The following is a 23,427-nucleotide window of genomic DNA, read 5'->3' as shown; positions in this document are numbered from 1 at the left end:
ATAATGATTATTGTTAGTAAATACCACCGTCTTACTTTTGCTTTTTTATTTTCAATGGTTGTATTTTATACTCAAGCAGTATCTGCAATCATTGTTAGACCTCTGCGTACAAAAAACGCAATGGTAGTTTCTGCACATCCTTTAGCAAGCGAAGCCGGATTAGAAATGTTGCGCAAAGATGGTAATGCTGTTGATGCTGCAGTTGCTACAACCCTAGCAATTTCTGTTGTAGAACCATTTTCAGCAGGGATTGGGGGTGGTGGTTTTTTATTATTTCGTAATGCTAAAACTGGAGAAATTAAAGCTTTAGATTTTCGCGAACGCGCACCCCTCAAAGCTACCAAAAATATGTATTTAGACGAAAATGGTAAGGTGCGTCGGGGTGCAAGTATTAATGGTTATTTAGCAGTAGGTACTCCCGGAACGATCGCTGGAATGTACGAAATTCACAGTCGCTATGGAAAACTACCTTGGTCTACTGTTGTTAAACCTGCTATTCGCCTTGCAAGAGATGGTTTTGTAGTCAAACAACAGTTTACCGAAGCTATTGAAGAACGCAAAGAAATGATTTTGCAAAACCCAGTAACGCGGAAAATTTTCACTCGTAATGGTGAATTTTATCAGCCGGGAGACCGCTTAATACAGCGCGATTTAGCCAAAACTCTGCAAGCAACTGCTATAAATCCGCGTAATTTTTACACTGGTAGAATCGCCCGTCTGATTACTGCAGACATGAAAAAAAATGGCGGGTTAATTACTTTAAAAGATTTGAGCAACTATAAACCAAAATGGCGATCGCCAGTATGTGGTAATTTTCGCACATCGCGGGTTTGTTCTATGCCACCACCATCATCGGGGGGTGTTCATTTATTACAAATGCTCAATATTATTGGCGATACAGATTTAAAATCATTAGGATGGCATCATCCCGATGCTTTACATTTACTTGCGGAAGCAATGCGAATTGCTTATGCAGACCGTTCAGAGCATTTAGGCGATCCAGACTTTGTGGAAGTTCCAGTTACACAACTTATAAATCCTGCGTATGCTAAATATCGGCGTCAGCAAATTAGCATGGACAAAGTTAAGCGTTCCAGTGAGGTTAAACCAGCAGATCGAAAAACCCTACAACGCTTTTCAAGTAATACTTCTTCAAGCAGATCTAAAAAACAATTATACTCTCAAGAATCAAACCTAAAATATTCAAATCAAAAACAATTAAATTTAAATAATCGCGAATCATCCGATACCAGTCATCTCACAGTTGTAGACAAAGAACGTAACGCTGTCAGTTTAACATTTACAGTTAACCTGAAATTTGGCGCTGGTATAGTTGTAGATAGCACGGGAATTGTACTTAATAACGAAATGGATGACTTTGCTACAGCACCGGGAGTACCTAATTATTTTGGTTTATTAGGTAATGAAGCTAATGCGATCGCGCCGAATAAAACTCCCCTTTCTAGCATGACCCCCACAATCGTCACCGAAAATGGAAAACTCCGTATGGCTGTAGGTAGTCCCGGAGGTAGCAAGATTATTACCCAAGTATTGCAAATAATTCTGAACGTATTGGAATATGATATGGATGCTGGTTCTGCAGTATCTGCGTCTAGAGTGCACCATCAGTGGTTTCCCGATGTGTTGCGAGTAGAAAAATTTGGTTTGGGTGCAATGACTTTAGAAGAACTAAGTCGTCGGGGACACAAAATTAAACAGACTAGATCTTGGGGAAATGCTAATACTATTGTTGTCACACCCGATAATACTTTAGAAGGTGCAGCAGACCCACGGGGTGAAGGTGAAGTAAGAGGTTTTTAAACTTAGAGACGTTCCATGGAAGGTATCTACATAAATAACCAAAAAACCCAGCCTTAACGACCGGGGTTTGGGGATGATTATAGAATTGGGAAATATTTCCCTTAGGTTAAATATAGAGCTTAAATATAAGTAGCTTACGCTAAGATTGACTACATAATCCTTCCCACTTGTTCCAGAAAATATCAAAAAATTTTTTTGAGTTATTTTACCCATCCAGGACAAGTGATACAAAATCAAAAACCCAGTCTTAATGACCGGGGTTTAGGGATAATCATAGAAGTGGGAATATATTTCCCGTGGGTTAAATATAGAGTTTAAATATAATTAGCTTACGCTGATATTGACTACATAATCCCTCCCACTTGTTCCAGAAAATATCAAAAAAATTTTCAGGTAAATTCTTCAACTACCTTCTTGACCCAACAGAGAAAATCAATCTGTTTCTGTTGTGAGATTTTGTTCGCTAATAATTTGAGAATTTTCTATTGACATTGCTGTTAACTTTTCATCCCTTAATTGTTTTAATCCATCTTGAATAAGAGATAGGATAATAATCCAAGAAACAAAACCAAGTGCAAAGTACTTCCCGTAAAATGGTAATTCGAGCGGGCTGTTCCACACCATATGAAGCACAACAGCAAAACCAAATACTCGTAGAAATCGAGGATCTTTCAACATTGTAAAGCTGAATTCTCGTTCCCCTTTGATTTTCCAAAGTACAGCAGCACTCATTCCACTCCAAACAATATGGCTAAATGGAGCTAACATTCCCCGCAGCATAATAAGACTCAACATTACATCGACGTTGTTGGAAAATAGACCCACCCGCAGAGCATAACCTGCTGACTCGAAAGCAGCAAAACCAGTACCAACTGCTGCTCCAAAGAGTAGTCCATTCAGGAGGTATCGATACTTAGAAATATTTATTACGAGTATCAGCGCCAATAATTTACCAGGTTCTTCAACGAGACCAGCTACAGAAGCACCGATCCAGTTAAGCGAAAGAGTACCGCTAACTTGAAATAAAAATAATGAAAATATCAGCGATAAAATCCCCCCTAGGAAAACTAATCGGATTACCTGATAAAGAGAAACATTTTTACGAGCATTTATTTCAAAGAAGAAGATTAATGTAGAAAATGGAACTACAAAAGAACCAACAATAATTAGACCTGGAATAAGGTTAATATTCTGAAATTCTTCCCAAGCTTGAATAAAACCCAAATATACAATTAAAGCACCACAAAGCGTCCGGAAAAAAACCCAAGGTTTTGGCCAATTCGTATCTACATCCATAATATTAGGAGTAGTGGTAGCAGTACCAACTGTGAAGTACTCTTCCACTTCATCTTCAGAGTGCTTTTTCAAGACCTCGGAAAACATTTGTTTCAGACTGAAACCTTGTATTTGTTCAACACCTGCTACCTTTGCAACTCCTTCAGCAACGCTTCCTATAATATTGTTGGAATCTAATTTCTGACTTTTTGCACCAGATTGAGATACTTTTTTACGACTTTGTTTATTTTTGCTAAGGTCGTCTTCTCTATAACCTTTTGGCTGTGGTTTCTGCTCATTCATAGAATGCTGACATTAATATTCTTATACCAACTATTTTGACTTTCAATTACTGACATAACACACCGAAATTTCTCTAATAAATTGGTTTTTAAGTAAAAGTATTTATGTAACTATTACTTTTTGAGAAATCCTACTCGAGCAGAAATATAATTATTGTTATGTAATAATTTCAGCAAAACAAAGATTATTTTACCAACAATGTTAAAAAATAAATCTTGAAATTCAATAAATTTGCTAATCTAAAATAAATTCTAATTTTAAAATCAATAACCAATAATCCAAAAACCCAGACATAATGACTGGGTTTTGATAACTATAAGTGGGTGGGAATATATTTCCCGTGGGTTAAATATAGAACTTAAATATAAGTTGCTTACGCTGATATTGACTACATACTCTTCCCCAATAGTTCCAGAAAATATAGAAAAATTTTTAATCGGTAATTACCCTACAAAATGACGAAATCTAAAAAAAAAACAAAAACCCAGTCATAATGACCGGGATTTTGGGATGACTATAGGGGGGTGGGAATATATTTCCCGTGGGTTAAATATAGAGCTTAAATATAAGTTGCTTACGCTGATATTGACTACATACTCTTCCCCAATAGTTCCAGAAAATATAGAAAAATTTTTTATAGTAATTTTTCTAACAAAATACAAATTCAGAACTCAGTTGATAGTTCGAAAAAACCTGCAGCAAGCAAGTCTTTAGAAACTTGGTATACATCAAATAAATATCAACTTATTGTATCTTATGTGTTCAGGATTATTTCTTGTAGATCGTCAGGTGTGCATTTACGACTATATTTATTAGTCCGAGTTTCTATTTAGATGGGGGTATAAAGGGAAGTACTATGACTAGCAGTGGCGATCATTCCATGCATCCCCAAAGGGGATATCACTCGAATAAAGAAGACCTTCTCGTGCAAATGTTTGAGGTTAATTAATGGCTGAGCATATGGAACTCGTTATTGTTATGAATCAAGCAATTGGAGATAAAGCTGCGATCGCATTTTCTGTTGGTTTTTATGAACATTTAACTCCTGTTCTCTACTCAAAACACTAGAAAAGCAAAGTGATTTAATATTCTAGAAAAAATCAATCATAGTTTGTCGGTAAGCATTTGGCATACCCGTATCAAAGCTTTTACCTTTAACAACATAACCGGTCATCCCCTCAGCAACTCGCACTCGATCCAAACAGGAAGTCAACTGAAATTCACCCCGCTCCCGAAAATTGTTGTTGATGTGTTCTTCCAAAAACTCAAAGATTTTTGGTGTTAGTGCATACAAACCAAAAATACAAAGAAATTCATCTTCTTCCATTCCTTCCACTCTTAAATTTTGACGAGCGTATTCAATAGTTGGTTTTTCATACACCTGAGTAACTTCAAGGACAGACTTGAACTCTCGCCATGTACCAGTAATACAACCAGCTTTTTGAATCGTTGGTACTGACATGGTGTCTAAACCAATTACACTGCAGTCACTTTGCTCGTAAACATCCAAAATTTGACGCGCACAAGATTTCTCAGTATTTGAAGAATAAACATGGTCGCCCAACATTAACAAAAATGGTTGACCGTCAACCCATTCCTTGGCACAAAACACGGCATGACCGTAACCCTCTTGCTCGGATTGGGTTAGGACTGTTATCTTACCACCTAATTCTTGAACATATTCACTGTATTCCCGATTTTGAGGTGACAACTTTTGGTAAAGTTCTTTGCTGGGAGGCTTTTGAAAAAAATCCCTAAAAACACCCGTATCTTCTGGTTGGGTAACAATACCAACTTCTTCAATTCCAGCAGCGATCGCTTCTTCCACGATCACTTGAATGACCGGTTTAACCTTACCATCCCGATCCATAATCGGAAAAAGTTCTTTCTTAACGACTTTAGTGGCAGGATATAAACGGGTACCAAAACCTGCAGCTGGAATTACGGCTTTTGTGATTTTACTATTGGGCATGAATTGTTAATTTCAAACACTGCATTTGAGGGAAATCTCGCTCGATGACTTCGATTAATTTTTGTTGACTTTCTTCATCTTTAGCAACAAATTGTGCTGCACCATCTCCTTGAGAACCAACACCCTTACCGCCCCAAATGTAAGGTTGAATTGGTTTATGTTTGAGTAATTCATGTAGTTTTGGCGCAGTTAGTTCCTCAGAACAAACAGGGATGAGATATTTGTCAAACTTAGCCTGGGCTTTTTGCATCAAATCGCCGATTTTTTCAGCATCTCCTTGTTCCAGAGCCTCAATTGCTGCTTGGGTAATTTTATGGCTCACGGAACCGAGGTATTTTTGCACGTCTGCTTGTATTTTGTTTTCGGGAGTAGGATAGCAGTCATTGAGTCGAGCAAGGATTGTTTGCGTGTTTTTCTGAGTTCCCAAATCCACGATTACAAAAAATAAATCTTGGGGTACCTTCAACTCTAAGACATCAAGGTGCTCTCCATCAAATACCATTGCAATTGGATTATTACCATAAGCACAGGCTTGATCCATTCTTCCGCAGCGAGAAGGAGTGGTAACCTCTCCAAGGTAGGCAAATTCCATTTCTCCCCGTACAGTCATCTTTAAGTCATAAATTTGATTAAATGCCTTTGCGACTAAAACACAGATTGCAGCACTGGAGGACAAGCCCTTTTTAATTGGCAAATCTGTTAAATAATTGTTAATTTCTAACCCACCCACATGAAACTGGGTCAATATTTGGTACGCGACACCAGCTGCATAGCTAAAAAAACCTCCTTTTTGAGCCACAGCTAGTAAAACAGGTCTAGACATGGGTAAAGTTAAAATTTGGGGCGTCTTCGTGCCTTGAGATACCCGGACAATGAATTGTTCGGAATGGGGTGTGACCTCAGCATACAACCCTTGATTGATACCCACCATTAGCGTCAATCCTTTTGCTATTTTTGGATTAACGCGACGGTAGCTACTAGCCCAATCGCTATGTTCGCCAAACAAACATAAACGTCCCGGAACAAATATTTCCATAATTCTCACCCACTATCATGCCGATATTTTACAGGGAGGATGGGGATTGGGAATTAGGGGATTAGGGAATGGGGATTGGCATTAGCCCCTCTAGTAAGTTATTACTAAAACTATTAGCATGCAGCTATACCACATTGGCACTGGGGTCAAGCAGAATTTCACTACAAAATAGGTTGATTTACCAAAAAATATTCCCCTCTTTCACTAGTGTCAGTTGACAAACTGTCACTCACCCGATTCCCCGTTATAACCCAGAAAAGATATTCTGTATTTGTGCAAGGAGTGATACCACTTCACCATATGTTTGCCACAGGTTAATTTCGTAATCCCTTTGTATAAGGGGAAACAGCGATTATAAAATGTTGCATCAAACTAGTGATTTGGTATACATATATACGGGGGAGCGCTTGGGTGAGCAAAAATCTCAAGCGCTTTTTTATGTTCGTAATGAGTCATCGGTAGTAGTCAATTACCGTCCCCACTTCGAAGAAAAATATTTAATTAAGACTGATTGTAACTCTTGCTACTAATAGCTTCAGAAATATACCTTCTATGAGATAGAAAAATGTACCTCAAGTGAATTTATTTGGGTGTTTTGTGGGTGGATTATTGAATGAGGGTATTTCGCCCTGTAAGCTTTGAAGGGCTTTATTCATCTAATGCTGTATAACTACCCTCCGCTCGAAGGATAGATATCTGTTTACCTTAACCTTTATATAAAGAATGCTCTCGGATAAAATCCACAATTTACGCGAAAAGCAGTTACATCTTCCGCGATTTATCGGTTAAGAAGCGAATCAAAAATATATTCAACGCACAAAGTAATTTGCGCGAAGCTCAAATTTTGTAATTAATGTTAACTAATCATCCGTAACCAGGAGGTCCTCCTCTGCCGTTACCACCAAATATGTGGCTTACTGTGCGCCACAGGTAAGGAGCCAGCAGAGGAAAATCCGGAGGGGGTTCTTCAGGTTGTACGGATAATTTAGTGGACATCGTATTAGTGTGTTTATGTGAGAAAGTGTGATTCGGGGTAATTTAACCGACGACAAAGTTAACTAATTTGCCGGGGACAACAATTACCTTTTTAATTTGTTTGTCTTCGATATACCGCCTAGCAACTTCTGATTCCCGGGCGTATTTCTCCAAGCCAGCTTTATCGAGTTGTGCTGAGACTTGTAATTCACCGCGTTTTTTACCATTGATCTGAATTACCAAGGTTATTTCATCAACAACTAAGGCTTCAGGATCGACAGTTGGCCAGCTTTGATCTCCAACAGAAGCAGTATACCCCAATTGATGCCACAATTCTTCTGCAATATGTGGTGCAAATGGTGTTAGTAGTTTAACTAAAATACGAACGCCTTCTGCATAAACAAAAGAATCTTTACAACTAGCATCGCTCAGAGCGTTACTTAACTTCATTAATTCCGAAATTGCGGTATTAAATTGGTAGTCACCAATCAAATCCTCTGTGACTTCTTTAATGGCAGTGTGAATTGCCCGTCGCAAGTCTTTTTCGGGTTTAGTTAATTTCCCTTGCTTGCTTGCCAACGAAGGATACTTGGGGGCAAAATCTGTGACTATACGCCAGACTCGGTTCAAGAAGCGGAATTGTCCTTCCACATCTGTATCTTCCCATTCTAAGTCTTTTTCTGGCGGAGCTTTAAACAGAATGAACATTCTTGCTGTATCTGCCCCATATTTGCTAATAACTTCCTCTGGTTTGATGCCATTGTATTTTGACTTGGACATCTTTTCGTAAAAGACTTGCAGGGGTTCGCCGGTGTCCGGATCCTTCGGATCACTCGGATCTATCTTAGAAGCAGGAACGTATTTATTAGTTACAGGATTTTTATAAGTTAAACTTTGTACCATTCCTTGAGTCAAAAGACGTTGGAAGGGTTCGTCAAAGTTCAGTAAACCGCGATCGCGCAATACTTTGGTAAAAAACCGTGAATACAGCAGGTGCAAAATAGCATGTTCAATTCCACCTACATATTGATCCACCGGCATCCAATCGTTGGTTTTGGCTGAGTCAAAAACTTTCTGCTCGTTTTTGGCATCGGGATAACGTAAGAAATACCACGAGGAATCAATAAAGGTATCCATGGTATCTGTTTCTCTCTTAGCCGAGGTTCCACAATTTGGACAAGGTACATTGACCCAGTCTTCTAGCTTGGCTAAGGGTGATGGACCACGCCCAGAAAAATCAACGTTTTCCGGTAACTGCACCGGTAAATCTTCATCTGGTACTGGAACTACGCCACAATCAGGACAGTGAATTACTGGAATTGGCGTACCCCAATATCTTTGTCGAGAAATTAGCCAATCCCGCAAGCGGTATTGTACTCGTGCTTTTCCAAAGCCTTTATCTTGGGCGTAATCAATAATTGCTTGTTTTGCTGACTCGGAGGACATTCCAGTAAATTGACCGGAATTTATGACTATTCCTGCTTCGGTATAGGCTTCTGTGGATTCCACCTGAATAACTTGGTCGCCGTCATCTGGTGATGGGGAAATATCTTGCTCGCCAACTGCTTTGGGATCTGCTATTACAAACTCAATTGGTAAATCATAATTATTCGCAAACTTAAAATCTCGAGCATCATGTGCGGGTACCCCCATTACTGCACCAGTACCATATTCGTACAGCACGTAGTCAGCGATCCAAATGGGTACTTCTTCCCCATTAAATGGGTTAATAGCTTTACCGCCAGTGGCAATTCCTTTTTTTGGTTTGTCTTCAGCAGTACGTTCTAACTCACTTTGGTTTGCAACTTCTTGGACAAATGTTTCTACCGCAGGTCTTCTTTCTTTAGTTGCAACTTTCTCGGTCAAAGGATGTTCTGGTGCGAGTACGACATAGCTAACTCCATAAACCGTATCTGGTCGGGTTGTATAAACACCGATTTTTTCTTCCATTCCCACAATTGGAAATTCCAAATATGCCCCAGTTGATTTACCAATCCAGTTTGCCTGCATTAATTTGACCCGTTCGGGCCATCCTGTTAATTTATCAAGATCGTTAAGTAACTCCTCTGCATAGTCAGTAATCTTGAAAAACCACTGTCGCAATAATTTTCTTTCTACTTGGGCTCCGCTACGCCAAGAACGACCTTGATTATCTACTTGTTCATTCGCCAATACTGTTTGGTCAATTGGATCCCAATTCACTGCTGATTCTTTCTGGTAAGCTAAACCTGCTTCTAAGAATTGCAAAAATATCCATTGGGTCCACTTGTAGTAATCCGGGGAGCAGGTAGCTACCTCACAATCCCAATTAATTGATAAACCCAAAGGCTCCAGTTGCGATCGCATTTGGGCAATATTTTCATAAGTCCATTTCGAGGGATGAACGCCCCGATCTATCGCAGCATTTTCCGCAGGCAAACCAAACGCATCCCACCCCATCGGATGTAATACTCGATATCCTTGCATGCGTTTGAAACGACCAATCACATCAGTAATTGTATAGTTACGGACGTGACCCATATGTAGGTTACCCGATGGATAAGGAAACATAGAGGTGGCGTAAAACTTTGGCTTCTTAAGGTCTGTATCAGTTTTATGTAAGCCAGTTTCTACCCATTTCTTTTGCCACTTTGCCTCAATTTCTGCTGGTCTGTATCGGGAATCCACCAAAAAACTCCTACTGGATATATAATTTTGATTTTGCCTGCCTAAATATTCTAAACGCTAGGCAAAGTAATGTGCTGACTAAACAACTCATGCCTGAATCAGAAGGAAAAATCATAACATCCATCAGAGTTTTTGTCTACGGCACCCTTAAGCCTGGTGAAAATAACTATTCTAAGTATTGCGCAAAGAAATTAGATGGTTGTCACAATAGAGCATTACCGGCTTACACTATGGGGGAATTATTTGACCTAGGCGTAGGTTATCCGGGTATGACTATGGGATCGCGTTTAGTTTATGGATATTTACTGAGCTTTCAGAAATTCGGGATATTGGAAGAATTAGACGAATTGGAAGATTATCTCCCTGGGCGAGTTCCTTCACAAAATCTTTATAACCGCCACCAAGTTGAAATTTTTGCTCTCCAAGGAAAAAGTCTTGGTTTAGCCTGGGTCTATTTTATGAGTCCAGATAAAATAACCAGTTTTAACGGTGTACTGCTGCTACCAAATGGATGGTGGAGTGGATGCGGTTTAAAAATGGAAGATTGTTTTGTTGTTTCTTGACGCTGAAATCAGGATTGAGTTCTTTTTAAGAATGGGAGGAAATACGGTTCAGATAAGCCTAAATTTCTTTTGTAGAGACGCGACATGTCGCGTCTCTACAGTGTTATTTTTTTAAAAAAAGTCTTAACTGAACTGTATTGGAATGGGAGGGTGACCTATATCAGAAAACCGTCTTATAAAGGCGAGGCTTTAGACCCAAACTTTTCGGTAAAAAATCAAGGAGGCGCTGCATTACAACGCCTCCATTGGTCTATAAAAATATTGATTATTGATTTATCGATTTAAAAGTCTATCCCCACGGAAGTATTTAACGACGAGAAACTTTGACAGATTTAATTAAAATCATTATCTTTGATATCCACATCCCAACCACGGTTTAACACTTCCCCAACCGCTTTATCTGGAGATATTTCCGCTTTCGGTATGGGGAAGACCGGCGAGTTTATTGCAACCATTAAGGAGCTATCGCTTGATGTTGAAGATTGCTGCTGTGGCTCCCGGATTGCCATTTGTACTATCGCACCATCTCCACCGGAAAGCAAATTACCTACAGCACCAATTACACAAGCAGCAACTGCCGCGCTACCATAAATTATTGCTTGGCGATAACCGCGACTTATACGCTTTGTTACCTGCTTAATAGTCTCTTCTACGGGCTGTTGTTCTGGTACTGGAAGCCTTCGTAAACCTTGCCTCAGCTTAAGCAGACGGACATATAGACGTTGAACTTCAGGTTCATTATCCAACCATTGCTCGATGAGCCGACGTTCTGCTGCAGTTACTTCACCGTCGAGGTAAGCACTCAATAGTTCGAAGCGATCGCGCTTCAATATATCCATAGCGCCTGTTGATTGATTGGTATGTTTTTCCATTCCCTCTGACAATCCTTGAGATCGTGGCAAATTGGAACGGTCCTCAAACTGATACTCTGTATTCATATTAACATTACTACAAATTCATATACGGGTAAAGAAACCCAAAAGCATCAGAACTTAATCAATCTTTAGATGCGTTCGTGGAAGCACTCCAATTTACTAGGAACAATTTTTAACTTAAGTATTTATTTTGCTGACAATTAGAAAATCAAATAATCAGGAAATCAAATTGTTTGCAAATAAAAATTAAATTGCTGGCAGTAAAGATTTTGAAACATAATCCACATCGATAACTAGACAAATTATCTAGGGATAAACGATCTAGGCATCTAAGTATTTTTGTAATTGTGTTTGTAATCTAGCTCTGGCTCTTGCAATTCTTGATTTTACAGTTCCCAGAGAAACCCCTGTAATTTCTGCGATTTCTTCATATGGCATGCCTTCAATTTCTCGCAGGACAATAGTAGTTCTGAATACTTCTGGCAAATCTGAGATTGCATCCCGTAGTTGCTCGTAAAATTCGCGTGTGGTCAATTCTTCTTCTGGACCGGGGGTATCACCCGCGATTTCCCAATCCATTTCACCATCATCCACGGTGCGACGTGCATCCAAGGACAAAGGACTAACGACACGCTTCCGTTTGCGTAGCTCATCATAAAATAGATTAGTCGCAATTCGACTTAACCACCCCCGGAACTTAGCAGGTTCTTGCAAGCGATTAATATTGCGATACACTCTAATCCACACTTCTTGAGCTAAATCAGCCCTGTCAGACCAGTCTGGAGCCAAGTGATATAAAACTCGGTCTACTTGAGATTGATAGCGTTTTAGCAACTCTGCAAAGGCAACACGGTCGGGGCGCAGTCCTGTTTGACAACGCAGGATTAGATCGTGGTTTGAGAGTTGGTCAACTTGCACTGAGTTTTCCGGAACTTTGACGCCAACAGTTGACCAGGATACAGGAATTGATTGACTCATAGATTGCACTGGCTTTAAATCATCCCTATCAATTAGACACGTTATTTCAGAAGAAGTTCCAAACAAAAGTGACGGATTAATTACTGTAACACCGAAGTATATAAGTTTGATTTTACTTTGCGTAAATCTTATCTAAGGAATATGGCTGTATCCTTTAATAATCAACTTTCTAAGGCTGAATTCCTCTCACTAAATCTTCACCTTGATGCTACTTACGAGTATGCAATACTAATAACTGACCATTACCTATTGACATTTACATAACTACTTAGTACCCGTATCAATCTTTAAATCTTTGTACAAAAACATTTTCGTTAAAGGGTACCCCAGAAGGCTCATCAGCACCAGTATTATTTTTGTTAAATGTAGAAAGGTCAATTACAAAATTTAGAGAAAGTGTAATTATGAAAGCTAGAAAAAGTTTTTCAAACATGATTTTTCTCACACACACCACAAAAATACGATCGCGATAACTTAACCCAAGTTTTAATAATCCTGAAAATTAATAGTCCTGAAAATTAATAGTCCTGAAAATTAATAGTTCTGAAAATTAATAGTCCTGAAAATTAATAGTCCTGAAAATCAATAACCCCGAAAAGGGAAGAACATTTATATTAAATTCAGGTAAGTTCGCAATATCTACATCACTAGTGTGCCCGCGTATATCGGCAAATCCGTAAAAAAAATGATAAAAGAATGTAAAATTTCGGTATATTATCCTTCAGTAAATATAATTGAAAGTTAAATTCATTTGACATTCTTTTAAGAAATAGGGTTCGCACTGGTGAAGCAAAGAAGTAAGTAAAGATCGCGTAAATATTCGGATTTTGGGAAATCAAACTGGTAATGGCGATGGTAAGAAATGGATATATAGCTAAAACCTTAATATTCTTATGTTTTGGAACTGCAATTTTGTCTTTACTAACAAAATGCTACATTGACAGTTCGGCACAATCTAAAACAACCATGAATTCCTCCCGTGAAACATCATCACGGGTTAAGAATTCTGGAGCAAGAACAACAGGAATCGCACGAATCTCACCACAAAACCGGACAGTAGATAACCTGTTTGATTTATTTTCAATCCAAACAGTTCCCCAAAAACCAATAAAATCTAACCCCACTTCCGGATCTATCAAAGTAACGGTTGATTTAAGCGATCGTCGAGTTTATGTGTACCGTGGGAATACAACAATTGCCAGCTATCCCACCGGAATAGGTAAAAAAGGTTGGGAAACTCCTACAGGTTCTTTTCGAGTAAATCAAAAAGTTGTCAATCCTTCTTGGCGTCATCCAATTACTGATAAGGTTTTTCCTCCTGGACCTGATAGTCCCTTAGGACTGAGGTGGATTGGATTTTGGTCAGATGGTCGAAACTACATAGGTTTCCACGGTACGCCGAATTATGATGTGGTTGGTACGGCTGTATCCCATGGCTGTTTGAGAATGCGTAATGTAGATGTGTTGATGCTTTATAAGCAAGTTAGTATGGATACCCCCGTAGAAGTACGCCAATAATTGCTGTTCTTGTCTATCAAATTACCTGCTAGGTCATAACTCAATTTTAGGTAAGGCATATAAACAAAAATTTTTACTTGCGTATTTCTAGAAATTTCCAATAAAAACTTCCAAATCAAAATTTTGCAATACCTAAAGGCGCACTTCAGTGCGCCTTACGAGTAACAACTAAAAACTTTTGGCATGAATTATTTTTTGGACATGCTCATGTTTACTATTTTGTCACCTTTTGTTTCCGAGTAAATGTTTATTTTTGTTCAAAGTGAGGAGCATAGGCTTGAAGTAAAGTACTAACTTGACGCAATACTTCATTCCCACTGCTTTTAGCCATCACTGGAGTTCGATCATCGTTGGGTCGATCCAAGTTTCGAGCAATTGCTTCACTAATTTGCTGGGCGATTAATACTTGTAATTCTTCCTTTGCATGCTGACGTTGGTAATTAGCACCTTCCTCGGTTGTGGCATACAGAGGTGGTAACCGATTCAGAGCATAGGCTGCAATATCACCTACATCTAAACTACGCTCGCTAGTTGCTTCGATTTCTGCAACCCGCGCGATCGCTTCGGTCAAAACTAATTCTTCCATCACATTAATAAACTGTTTGCGAGGTACCGCCACTACCTCACCAGTTAGGAGCGCTCCCATTAATCTGTCTAGCGCCATATACTCTTCAATGGAAAGCTCCGAAGCATGGTCACAAATACGTCCGACCTCAGCTTCCATGACTGGGGTCAGATAACCATCCTGGAGAGCTTGTTCAACAATTTTTTCGATACTCATAACACTCATATTTTTAAGCCACCCGGGTAAGGAAAGGACGGTACCTATAGCTTGATTTTGCCTGCATAGTCTCCTTAAAAGGAGACTGTAACACAACAGACGTATTAATTACATCTGTATCATTTTATTGCATTATTTCGCCAGGTTACTGGATCGACAGCTTGTCCGTTTACATACAAACCCCAGTGTAAGTGGGGACCAGTAGAAGCGCCAGTGGAACCGATGGTACCAATCAGTTGACCTGGTTTTACCATGTCACCTTCCTTTACTTTTATGCCACTTAAATGCATAAAAATACTGGTTAAACCTTGACCATGGTCGATGCCAACAACATTTCCGTGGACTCGGAAACCTGCGGCTTCTTTACCAACCAAAGCGACGCGACCGCCAGCTGGGGCTACTACGGGAGAACCCTGTGCACCTGCGTAGTCAACGCCACGGTGGTAGTAATTATGTGCAAATTTGCCATTGTAGTAGCGACGTACACCATAGATAGTAGAAATACGTGCTTTACTTGGCCTGATAAAAGCACCATCCCAAAATTTATCTGGTGTTGTCAGTGATTTGAATTCCTTAACTCGTTGAAGTTCCATTTTTGTTGCTCTGGTACCTGCTTTTTTCTTTGGTAACCAGATACGTTGGGTGGGAAATCTACGATTACGTACCCATACAGCAAGATTTCGTGTCGGTCCATCACCATAAACCCGAACAACTCTTCTTCCAGGCTTTTGTAAGGGTGTAGTAGGAATAAAAGCCCGGTATTTATTAGGGGCGATGGGAAATACTGGGTAGGTTTTTCCATTACTAACTACCTTTAAATTTCCACCATTAGCTGAATTATCAGGAGTAATTTCAACAGAAATAGACTGACCCAATTTGGGCGAACTAGGGATAATTTCCACCTGCGCAGCTTGAACAGCTGAAGCAAAGGCTACAGGTAAAGCAGCAAAGATTCCTATGGCTGCACCTGCGAAAAATTCAAATTTCTTATTATTTGGTTGTTTGTTTGTTTTTTTGTAACATGAAGTAAATAAATGTTTCAAATAATTACTTGTGTGACTTTCAGCACTCATTGCTTGTATTAGTTTATTTGTCATTACTTCGATTGTTTTAACCTGGAACTGGAAAAAATTTTACGCCTCAAGTTTTAAAGATTCAAAGTAAGATGTTTTGTTTCAATTACGAATATGTCTTTTACAAATATTTTTTGAAGAACAACCACCAGAATAATAGAAGTCATTCTAGTATTCTGATAGCTGTAAGTTTTATGTAATACAAAGTATGTCGACTTTTTTGAGGATTGGCAGTAATAAAAGTTTAAAAATTTTGTGATTTATTTCAATTCGGATAAACCCAGAAAATGAGTTGACTAATCCTTGACTCTCTGACCAACCTGATTCAAATCCGGTGTGTTTTCAAGTCTTCCATCTTCCATATGAATAATGCGATCGGCAACATCAAGAATGCGGTTATCATGGGTAACTAGCAAGATAGTACAACCCTGTTCCTTTGCCAGTTTTTGCATTAGGTGAACCACATCTCGACCAGTTTTACTATCAAGAGCTGCAGTTGGTTCGTCTGCAAGTACTATTTTCGGATGACTTACTAAAGCACGAGCGATCGCTACCCGTTGTTTTTGTCCTCCAGACAGCTTTTCGGGATAGTAGTTAATATGATCTCCTAGTCCAACCATTTCTAGCATTTCGATTGATTTCTTTTTTATGTCTTCCGGTGAAATGTTTTCGTGTAATTCCAAACCCATTTTCACATTCTGAAGCGCAGTTAAACTTTCGTGAAGATTATGTGCTTGAAAAATGTAACCATTATTGCGTCGCATTAAAGTTAATTTTGCTCGGCTTGCACCACACAGTTCTTCTCCTAATACCTGCAAACTACCAGACTGAGCCGAACGCAAACCACCAACTAAGGTCAAAAGTGTAGTTTTACCCGAACCAGAAGGTCCGGTCATAAGAATAATTTCACCAGTTTTAATATCTAAATTAATATCAAATAATACCTGTTTCCGTAATTGACCTTGACCAAAAAAGTGATCGAGATGTTTGACTGATATTACAGTGTTTGTCATTGTTTATTTTCCCATGGGCTTTTTCGCACAAATCATACTTGTATCTGATTTGTGTTTTGCAAATCTGCTATATTCCCGTAACCCTAACCGCTATATGCTGCAAGACGATACGCAGTGCTTATGGCTAACGCCACGGTATCGCTACAATACCTAATCCCCAAATCTAAAACATATCTGCAGGATCTGCTGATTGAACTTTATGAGTAGCAATTATTCCAGAAATCATGCACATAATAAAAGTTAAGATTAATACTTGTATCGCTCGTAAACCAGTCATGAACAGAGGTAGATTGGTTGCTTGGCGAGTCAAAGCATAAAGCCCAATAGATATACCAGCACCAGGTATAAAGCCAGATATAACCAAAATAAAGGCTTCTTCAAACACTATTCCTAGCAAGTAGATATTTCGGTAACCCATGGCTTTGAATGTAGCGTATTCTTTAATATGAGCATTAACATCGGTAGAAAGAACTTGATAAACGATAATTACACCAACTGTAAATCCCATTGCTGTACCCAAGCCGAAAACAAAGCCAATGGGTGAAGCTTTTTGCCAATAACCTTTCTCGAAAGCTATAAATTCTTCTTTGGTTAAGATGTTGATATCATCTTGTGGTAGATGATTTTTAAGTGCATTCGTTACAACCTCAAGATCATGTCCAGGCTTGAGGTTAATTAAACCCAGACTAATGCTGGCGGCTTCTCTTCTGGGGAATAATCGGAGAAAATTCTGGTCGCTAGTCATCAAATGACCGTCCGACCCAAAGGAAGACCCAACGGTAAATAAACCACTGATAGTAACAGTTCGTCTTTCTACTTCAGTAGTGACAGTTTTTCCTTGTTGAATTTGAGAAATTACCTCTGTGTATTCACCTCTAGTTTTAGTATCAAGCAAGAGAGTATCTGGTAATTTAGTTTTCTGCAGTTGAGTGTTAATTTCGGGAATATTAAATACTTGTTGATCTGGATCAAAACCAACAATTAACAAATTATTTCGATTCCTTGTCAGTGGATTTTTCCACTTGATTGTATTAGTATAAATAGCGTCTACAGATTTTACTCCCGGCACATTCATTGCCTGGTAAAGCCGCCGTCGAGTAAAAGTAGACATATCTGTTAAGTTTCGGGCTTGGGTGCTAAAAATTACTATATCACCCTGTAATGACTTATGCAGACGTGTGGCGCTGTTGAACAAAGCACTTTGAAAACCCAATTGCATAAACATAAGTAAGTCTGCAAAAGCAACGCCAGATATTGCGACCAAAAAACGACCTTTATGACGAGATAATTGTAGCCATCCCAAAGGCATTCGTCGTCGAATTTTTCCAATAAATCCAATCATAGCTGAATCTCCACTCTGACTTGTAGATTAGTAAAGTTAGCGGCTTTCTTACTGGATTCTTCATCGAGTTTGACTCGAGTTTCTACTATTCTGGAATCAATATTGCTGGAGGGGTCGGCGTTAATTACATCCTGGCGTTTAACCTGCAAGCCAACTAGTTCGACAGTTCCAGCCAATTCACCATTGAGGGAGTCACTAAAAATTTTTACTTTTTGTCCTGGGCGAATTTTTCTAATATCACTTTGATATATTTCTGCTACAGCATACATTTGACTGTTTTGCCCAATTTCAATAATTCCGTTGTTTGACACAATTTCTCCAGGACGGGTATAAATTTCAAATACTTGACCATCTTGGGGAGAACGGACATATGATTGCCTTAAATTAGCTTTTGCCCTGACTAAAGAAGCTTTTACACGGTTGAGTTCTGCTTGGGCTGCAGCTACATCCACTGGACGAACTTCCGCAATTCTATCTAAAGTTGCCCGACTTTCTATAACTTGTTGTTTGCGTGATGTTTGAATGCGTTTTAAGTTGGCTTGGGCTTCGGTGAGTTGCTGCTGTTTTGATGACTCGATTCGTCTCAAGTTGGCTTTGGCTTCAGTTACTTGCTTTTGGACGGTTGCATATTCTAAACGTTTGCTGTCGCGGGAAGATGCTGATAATGCTCCCTGTTGGTAAAGGTATTGATTGCGTTGATATTCTGTTTTCGCGTTAGCTAATTGTGCTTCTAATCTCTCAATAGTTGCTTGTTGGGCTTGAATTTCTGTTTCTCTTTCGGCTTGAAGTCGATTAATAGTTGCTTGTTGGGCTTGAATTTCTGTTTCTCTTTCAGCTTGGAGTCGATTAATAGTTGCTTGTTGGGCTTGAATTTCCCCTTTTTTTGCACCAAGCTTTACTTTTTCCAGGTTTGCTTGGGCGATCACCACCTGATGCTTGGCTTCTTCTACTGTTGCTGCAAGTTGGTCTCGACTATCCAAAATCGCAACTACCTGTCCTGCTTTGATGCGATCGCCCCGTTTAACCAACAATTGCTCAACCCGATTTCCTTCAAACGATGCAGGTGCAGAAAGCTTAATTGCTTCTCCCTTTGGTTCTAACCTTCCTAAAGCATTAACTGTTTTAATTTCGACTTGAGTTGGGACAGTTTCCGAAGATATAGATGTGCTAGAAGCACGAAAACGCGCAATCCCATATATGCTTACCCCACCTGCAATTAAAACAGCTATGATGCTCGCGAGTATGGGTATATTTAATACCTTTCTAGCTGAAGAACTTTCGACATTTGAGTTTTGCAACATTAATTATTCCACCCTTCCAACTAAACGGTTTAGTTTTATATATAATATAACTAAACTAAACTGACTAGTTCAAATTTGCTCTTAGCAGTTTCAATTTGTGTAAAGACTTTGGGGCGCTTATGGGGTGTCCCCATTTTCCTTGACAGGTATCAGTACTTGGAATGATTAATTTATACAAAAACCATTAGGGTAAATTTAGTTGTACTGCATCTTAAGCTTTTGTTGGAAAAGTATTTAGAACAAAATTAAGTTGTTCGGAGTCCAGTTGTCTTTAATATGCTTTAAGAAGAAAGTTAAATAAAAATAATGGCACATATTCGAGTTCGAGATGTTGAAACAATAGGCTTAAGTAACAAGTCTGTAAAAATTCTTCAAGGGGCGATGCAAGAATTTTTAGCCCATGGTTATACTGGTGCGAGCATGGATCGGATTGCTTCTTCTGCTGGTGTTTCAAAGGCGACGGTATATAGCCACTTTCAAGGAAAAGAAGGTTTATTTAAAGCTTTAATAGAAAAAATGACGCAAGAAAAGTTTGTATCGGTGTTTGGTACAGAACCTTTAGAAGGGGAGCCAAAACTTGTCTTACGTCAGCTTACGACCAAAGCATTAGAAGAAATGACATCTGACAAGAAGTATCGGGATTTTAAGCGATTGTTGATTGGAGAGTCTGGTCGCTTTCCAGAGCTAGCCAAGGTTTGTGTTGATTGTATGGTGAAACCGGTACTTGAGACACTGACAAAATACTTGGCTTCCCACCCCGAATTGGATATTCCCGATCCGGAAGCAACAGCAAGAATTATGATCGGTACCCTCGTGCACTATGTAATGACCCAAGAGATGATGCACGCAAAGGACATTATTCCCATGGAAAAAGAACGTATTGTTGATGCTTTAATGCACCTTATTATTAAGTAATGAGTAATAAGTAATAAGTAATGAGCAATCTTAGCACAGCCAGTGTCAGCATACCGGATTGCACGCGTCTGACGACGTAAGCGCAGCCAGAGGCTTTGCCGTCGCCGTAGGCTCTAGGTATTGCGGGGCGCAACCTAGCGTAAGCGTACTGTAAGTATTGCGCACAGTAAGTAATGAGTAAAATCCCATCAACATTATCTGTGAACGGTGTAAATGTACCACATGCTCACCTATGATTAAAACATAAAAAATCAGTTCAATTAATAAATCCTCTAACTTCGGACAGAGGTTAATTAACAGTATTACTCAATTACTCATTACTCATTACTTGTTACTCATTACTCATTACTCATTACTCATTACTCATTACTCATTACTCATTACTTGTTACTCATCAATCATGGGATACTGTTAGCAGCATGATATTTTTTCAACACTAAAAATAAATTAATTATTAACGATCGCAAGATATTGTGTTGACTCGGTGTGTGGAGTGTTCCTATTGCTTGGGTAACAGTAACCGGGGTGGAAAGAAGGCTGATGAGTTCAAATAATAGAGATTTGGTGGCAGAAAATTCTTCTGTTTCATTTGTCCTGCAAGAAAATCAAGACATTTTGATAACAAATGTGGGATCAGTTACAGGACAAGGGGATCTCGCAATGCGTGCGGATGAAGCACGAAATACATTTGATGTAGATGGTAGTGGTGTAACCATAGGAGTATTGTCCGATAGTTTTAATACCTTAGGTGGAGCTAATGATGATATCGCTAGTGGCGATCTTCCCGGTGTTGGTAATCCTTTAGGTAATACGACTCCAGTAAATGTACTTGAGGAATTATCGTTTGCTGCTTCTGATGAAGGACGAGCGATGATTCAGTTAATTCATGATGTCGCTCCTGGTGCTGATTTTATTTTTCATACAGGAGTTTTCCTCGAGCAAGCTGATTTCGCCGATGCAGTTACTGAATTAGCAGAAGCCGGAGCAGATATTATAGTTGATGACATTCTTTATTTACGCGAACCGATGTTCCAAGATGGAGTAATTGCTCAAGCCGTAGATGAAGTAGTGGCTGATGGAGTAGCGTATTTTGCAGCAGCGGGAAGCACTGGTCGCGGTTCCTATGAAAGTGCTTTTAACCCCAGTGGTCAGTTTGAAGCAACATCGGGTGGTGAATTTCATGATTTCCAGTCCGGAGCAGTAGTAGATACTTTCCAAAGCATTAGTGTATTGGAAGGTCAAACAATTCGTATTTCCTTTCAATGGGATTCACCGTTTTTCTCAGTAAGTGGTGGATCTGGCTCTCCCAATGACTTGGATATTTTTCTCTATGACAGCACCGGTACCAATATATTAGCTTCAAGTACAGATAGTAATGTTGGTGGCGATCCTGTAGAAGTATTTAGCTTTACCAATGATGGTAGTTTTGGTACGAATCAATTCAATCTTGCTATTACCAAATCAGAGGGTCCCAATCCCGAATTAATGAAATATGTCCTGTTTGGGGGCGTGACCATTGATGAGTTTGATACAAATAGCAGCACGGTATATGGACATGCTAATGCTGCGGGAGCAGAAGCTGTGGGGGTAGCATTATATGAAGAAACCCCAGAGTTTGGAGTCGTACCACCAAATTTACAATCTTTTTCTTCTGCTGGTCCAACCCCGATTTTGTTTGAAACCGATGGAACGCGGACTTTTGAACTGCGTCAGAAACCGGAAATTATTGCTCCCCACGGAACTAATAATACTTTTTTTGGTAATGATACTGATGGTGATGGCTTACCTAATTTCTTTGGAACATCAGCCGGTGCTCCCCATGCAGCTGGGGTTGCGGCTCTGATGTTGGATGCAGTTCCCGATGCAACTCCTGCAGAAATTTACCAGGCTTTGGAAAGTACTGCTTTGGATATGGACGATCCATTTACTCCTGGGTTTGATTCTGGTTTTGATAATGGGAGTGGATTTGGCTTTATTCAAGCAGATTTAGCGATCGCTGAATTATTAGGAAGTGGAGAGGTAAGGAACGGGGGATTTGAGAATGGTGATTTTAATAGTTGGAAAGCTATTGGTAATGCTAGTATCCAAACGGCAGAATTTGAGGTTACTCCTACTGAAGGGGATTTTCAAGCTTTAATAACTACTGCTTTGGGTATTGTCAATGATACTGAAATCGAAGCTTTTTTGGGTTTAAATCTTGGAGAAATTGATTTAATCAGTAATGGAGATGCAACGGAAGGTTCTGCTTTACAAAAACAAGTGGTGGTTGAAGCTGGAGATATTTTAAGTTTTGATTTTAATCTATTGACAAATGAAACTGTGTCTGGAATTGACTCCGGTACATTTAATGATTTTGCTTTTGTTTCTGTCATCCCAAATACGAATCTTGAATCTAGTAGCAATAATTTTCAAATTGCAGACATCAGTAGCAACTTGGTTGTATCTCCGACAAGATTTGAGTTAGAAACTGGCTACGATACTTTTACTTATGAGTTTACCGAAGCTGGTACCTATAAGGTGGGAATTGGGATTGTGGATGCTGGAGATGGAGCTTTTGAGTCGGGTTTGTTGATGGATGATTTTAAAGTAGTTTCACAAGATGATGAGATTTTGTTACCTACAGATATGATGACTGTTTCAAGCTGATAATTTATTCTTGGCTCTTCCAGGATTTAGGTATAGGACTTAGGCAATTGTCATAATACACGGGTGCTGCATGACACTCACAGCCTTATTAATAGGCTCAAATTAACTTGCTTGTGTCACACACCCTTGTATATTAAGAATGTGCCAGCTGCGTAAGTCCTATTCATATTGAAATTTAACACACACAAAATGGGTGATAGCTATTGTCAGCCTTGCGCTCTGCAACTCCAGTGGGAAATAAAATGTAATATAATGCCCGTGAATGAAATTGATTTAAATCCGGAAACACTTCCCTGGTAAGGCTACAATTCTTTGCGAAGCCACGCTGACATGCCTGTTCGCTCTGCGTGTAAAAAATGCAACGCGCAGGACT

At 39.3% G+C, this 23,427-nt stretch carries 18 protein-coding genes; 5 read left to right on the top strand and 13 right to left on the bottom strand.

What is annotated here, in order from left to right:
- Positions 1–3 precede the first annotated feature (3 nt).
- On the top strand, positions 4–1,821 hold the full coding sequence (ggt, locus tag QNJ50_RS04070; protein ID WP_300632317.1) for a gamma-glutamyltransferase: 1,818 nt from the start codon (positions 4–6) through the stop codon (positions 1,819–1,821).
- A 432-nt stretch (positions 1,822–2,253) separates the two neighbouring features.
- On the opposite strand, the gene QNJ50_RS04065 is transcribed toward ggt, so the two are convergent.
- The 5 genes from QNJ50_RS04065 to leuS all read right to left on the bottom strand — a co-directional run bounded on the left by QNJ50_RS04065 (position 2,254) and on the right by leuS (position 10,049).
- A complete protein-coding gene (locus QNJ50_RS04065; protein ID WP_300632316.1) occupies positions 2,254–3,399 on the bottom strand; it encodes a PrsW family glutamic-type intramembrane protease in 1,146 nt (381 codons plus the stop codon).
- Positions 3,400–4,489: 1,090 nt separating this feature from the next.
- On the bottom strand, positions 4,490–5,371 hold the full coding sequence (locus QNJ50_RS04060) for a UTP--glucose-1-phosphate uridylyltransferase (protein ID WP_300632314.1): 882 nt from the start codon (positions 5,369–5,371) through the stop codon (positions 4,490–4,492).
- On the bottom strand, positions 5,361–6,407 hold the full coding sequence (locus QNJ50_RS04055) for a GHMP kinase (RefSeq protein WP_300632312.1): 1,047 nt from the start codon (positions 6,405–6,407) through the stop codon (positions 5,361–5,363). Before QNJ50_RS04055 ends, QNJ50_RS04060 begins: the two co-directional genes overlap by 11 nt.
- A gap of 864 nt (positions 6,408–7,271) precedes the next feature.
- Positions 7,272–7,403 carry a hypothetical protein gene (locus tag QNJ50_RS04050; RefSeq protein ID WP_300632309.1) on the bottom strand — a complete coding sequence of 44 codons (132 nt, stop codon included), beginning with the start codon at positions 7,401–7,403 and terminating at the stop codon, positions 7,272–7,274.
- Positions 7,404–7,445: 42 nt separating this feature from the next.
- The gene (gene leuS / locus QNJ50_RS04045) at positions 7,446–10,049 is read right to left on the bottom strand and encodes a leucine--tRNA ligase (protein WP_300632307.1); all 2,604 of its coding nucleotides are present in this window, start codon (positions 10,047–10,049) and stop codon (positions 7,446–7,448) included.
- Positions 10,050–10,120: 71 nt separating this feature from the next.
- Between leuS and QNJ50_RS04040 the strand changes: the two genes are divergently transcribed.
- On the top strand, positions 10,121–10,612 hold the full coding sequence (locus QNJ50_RS04040) for a gamma-glutamylcyclotransferase (RefSeq protein WP_366914209.1): 492 nt from the start codon (positions 10,121–10,123) through the stop codon (positions 10,610–10,612).
- Positions 10,613–10,944: 332 nt separating this feature from the next.
- Here the strand turns inward: QNJ50_RS04040 and QNJ50_RS04035 are convergent, their stop codons facing one another.
- The 3 genes from QNJ50_RS04035 to QNJ50_RS04025 form a co-directional block, all read right to left on the bottom strand.
- A complete protein-coding gene (locus tag QNJ50_RS04035) occupies positions 10,945–11,550 on the bottom strand; it encodes a transcriptional regulator (RefSeq protein WP_300632305.1) in 606 nt (201 codons plus the stop codon).
- A gap of 258 nt (positions 11,551–11,808) precedes the next feature.
- Complete coding sequence (locus QNJ50_RS04030; RefSeq protein ID WP_300632302.1) at positions 11,809–12,465, bottom strand: sigma-70 family RNA polymerase sigma factor; 657 nt, start codon at positions 12,463–12,465, stop codon at positions 11,809–11,811.
- A 280-nt stretch (positions 12,466–12,745) separates the two neighbouring features.
- A complete protein-coding gene (locus tag QNJ50_RS04025; protein WP_300632299.1) occupies positions 12,746–12,898 on the bottom strand; it encodes a hypothetical protein in 153 nt (50 codons plus the stop codon).
- Positions 12,899–13,311: 413 nt separating this feature from the next.
- Between QNJ50_RS04025 and QNJ50_RS04020 the strand changes: the two genes are divergently transcribed.
- On the top strand, positions 13,312–13,983 hold the full coding sequence (locus QNJ50_RS04020) for a L,D-transpeptidase (protein ID WP_300632296.1): 672 nt from the start codon (positions 13,312–13,314) through the stop codon (positions 13,981–13,983).
- Between the two features lie 247 nt (positions 13,984–14,230).
- Here QNJ50_RS04020 and QNJ50_RS04015 read toward each other — a convergent pair whose 3' ends face one another.
- From QNJ50_RS04015 to QNJ50_RS03995, 5 genes are all read right to left on the bottom strand, one after another.
- Positions 14,231–14,764, bottom strand: a complete 534-nt coding sequence (locus QNJ50_RS04015; RefSeq protein ID WP_300632294.1) for a late competence development ComFB family protein — start codon at positions 14,762–14,764, stop codon at positions 14,231–14,233.
- 119 nt (positions 14,765–14,883) lie between these two features.
- Positions 14,884–15,861 (bottom strand): M23 family metallopeptidase, encoded by a 978-nt coding sequence (locus QNJ50_RS04010; RefSeq protein WP_300632291.1) that lies wholly within the window; start codon positions 15,859–15,861, stop codon positions 14,884–14,886.
- A gap of 272 nt (positions 15,862–16,133) precedes the next feature.
- Positions 16,134–16,850 carry a DevA family ABC transporter ATP-binding protein gene (locus tag QNJ50_RS04005; protein WP_300632288.1) on the bottom strand — a complete coding sequence of 239 codons (717 nt, stop codon included), beginning with the start codon at positions 16,848–16,850 and terminating at the stop codon, positions 16,134–16,136.
- Between the two features lie 163 nt (positions 16,851–17,013).
- Positions 17,014–18,192 carry an ABC transporter permease DevC gene (gene devC, locus QNJ50_RS04000; protein WP_300632285.1) on the bottom strand — a complete coding sequence of 393 codons (1,179 nt, stop codon included), beginning with the start codon at positions 18,190–18,192 and terminating at the stop codon, positions 17,014–17,016.
- On the bottom strand, positions 18,189–19,493 hold the full coding sequence (locus tag QNJ50_RS03995) for an HlyD family efflux transporter periplasmic adaptor subunit (protein WP_300632283.1): 1,305 nt from the start codon (positions 19,491–19,493) through the stop codon (positions 18,189–18,191). Before QNJ50_RS03995 ends, devC begins: the two co-directional genes overlap by 4 nt.
- A gap of 306 nt (positions 19,494–19,799) precedes the next feature.
- Here QNJ50_RS03995 and QNJ50_RS03990 point away from each other — a divergent pair, with 306 nt between their 5' ends.
- On the top strand, positions 19,800–20,408 hold the full coding sequence (locus QNJ50_RS03990; RefSeq protein WP_300632280.1) for a TetR/AcrR family transcriptional regulator: 609 nt from the start codon (positions 19,800–19,802) through the stop codon (positions 20,406–20,408).
- Between the two features lie 540 nt (positions 20,409–20,948).
- Positions 20,949–23,054 (top strand): S8 family serine peptidase, encoded by a 2,106-nt coding sequence (locus QNJ50_RS03985; protein WP_300632277.1) that lies wholly within the window; start codon positions 20,949–20,951, stop codon positions 23,052–23,054.
- Positions 23,055–23,427: the final 373 nt, after the last annotated feature.

The sequence above is a fragment of the Mastigocoleus sp. MO_188.B34 genome (assembly GCF_030065675.1).
Classification (GTDB): Bacteria; Cyanobacteriota; Cyanobacteriia; order Cyanobacteriales; family Nostocaceae; genus Mastigocoleus.
Note: the sequence above shows the minus strand (reverse complement) of the source record. Positions and strands in the feature narration are given on the sequence as shown.